At 67.0% G+C, this 1,676-nt stretch carries 2 protein-coding genes; both read right to left on the bottom strand.

Going from position 1 to position 1,676, the window contains the following annotated elements:
* Positions 1 to 91 precede the first annotated feature (91 nt).
* Complete coding sequence (locus tag AB4Y86_RS18410; RefSeq protein ID WP_441403587.1) at positions 92 to 1,405, bottom strand: Ig-like domain-containing protein; 1,314 nt, start codon at positions 1,403 to 1,405, stop codon at positions 92 to 94.
* A gap of 67 nt (positions 1,406 to 1,472) precedes the next feature.
* A partial coding sequence (locus AB4Y86_RS18405) for a L,D-transpeptidase family protein (RefSeq protein ID WP_441403586.1) occupies positions 1,473 to 1,676 on the bottom strand: 204 nt, incomplete at its 5' end.

Here is a 1,676-nt window from a genome sequence, read left to right as displayed (position 1 = left end):
ATATCTGACACCGAGCCTACCGTCAGAGCCTCAGCACCGGCGAGGTGCCACCCCGTGGCCGCACCGAATCAGGCCGCAATTTCGGCCGGCCTCAGCGTTTGGCGTACTGCGCCCACGGGATGTTCCAGTCGCCGAAGCCTTCAAGCGGTTCAACCGGCGGTGCGCCCGTGTTGAGGGTCTGCACCACATCGCCGGTTTTCATGTTCTTGAAGAACCACTCTGCGTCCGCCGGCAGCAGGCCCACGCAACCGTGCGAGACGTTGTACACGCCCACCGCGCCCCAGGCCGACTCAAGCGCCTGGTGGACGTAAACGCCGGACGTGGTCAGTCTGTTGGCGTACTCCACGGTCAACGGCGGATAGTAGCCCTTGTCCCCCGGCTTGAGGCCGATGCTGCCCGCGTCGAACTTGGAGTGGCGCTCCTGCTCCATGACCACCGCGTAGCCGGCGGGTGAGAGCCAGTCCGCACTGCCAAGGGTGACGGGGGCCGTCCGGACCAGTTGCCCGTCGAAGTAGACCTTCATGGTCTTGGTGACGTCGTCGACGACGGCGACCCGCTGCGGCCCGACCGTGTAGGAAACCATGACGTCCGAGTTGCCGACCATCTTGTTGCCGAAGTCGACGCCGAACAGCCTGAGGTCCACGGTGATCTGGCTGTTCGCGGCCCAGAAGGTCTCCGGCCGGATCCGCACGCGGCGGTCCGAGTACCAGCGCCAGGCCACGGGCTGGCCGGAGGACGCGGTCACCGCGACGGCTTTCTCCAGGGCTGCCTTGTTGAGGACCGGTTCGCTGAACACGATCTCGATCGGCTGGCCGGCCCCAACCGTGCTGCCGTTCAGCGGGTAGACGGCGGCGTCCGCTTCGTTGGCCCTGGCGACGGTCGAGAAGCTTTGAGTCTTCTTCGTCTCCCGGCCGGCCCGGTCAACGATCGTGAAGGAGTACCGGTAGCTGGTGTCGAACTCCAGAGGATCTTCCGCGGTCCAGGTGGAACCGTCCGCGCTCCTCGTGCCGGGAACGGAGTCGCCGCCCGCAATGGGCCGAAGCTGCACGTCCTTGACCACCCCGTTGACGGCCTTCACCGACGGAAGAGCGGCCGGGTTGACGCCCTTGGCCCCGTCGATGGGTGTGACCCCGAGTTCAACAGCTTTCACGACCGGGGCTGCCAGGCCCACGATGTTTCGCATCGGCGCAGACGACTCCGAGGGCAAGGCGCTGTCGGCCCAGACGGGGGCAGTGGCGGCGCCGATCCCGCCGGCGGCGACGGCGAGACAAATCCCGCCGACGGCCAGCATCTTTCCGGTGCTCTTGCCTGGACCACGCCCACTGCGCCGGCTCCGGCCGGCAGCGCGCCCGGCGTTCCGCACACTCATGCGCTGGTCCATGGTGTCCCCCAACTGCTTGTCCATCCAGTGTCCCCCAAATTCACTGCCCGGCCCTCAGCGGATGCTGCCGCCGGGTGGCCGGTGCCCCGGCTCAGTTCGCATACTGGGCCCAGGGGATGTTCCAGTCTCCGAAGCCGTCGTCGAAGTTGGCAAAATCGCCCTCGGTGTTGACCACTTGGACGACGTCGCCGGCGGTCATGTTGTCAAAGACCCACTGGGCGCCCTCCGGCCCCAGACCGATGCAGCCGTGCGAGAGGTTGACTTGGCCAACGTAGGGCATGGCGGAGTCCGTGGC

This window comes from Arthrobacter sp. 2YAF22_2 (assembly GCF_052114645.1).
Lineage (GTDB): Bacteria > Actinomycetota > Actinomycetes > Actinomycetales > Micrococcaceae > Arthrobacter.
Note: the sequence above shows the minus strand (reverse complement) of the source record. Positions and strands in the feature narration are given on the sequence as shown.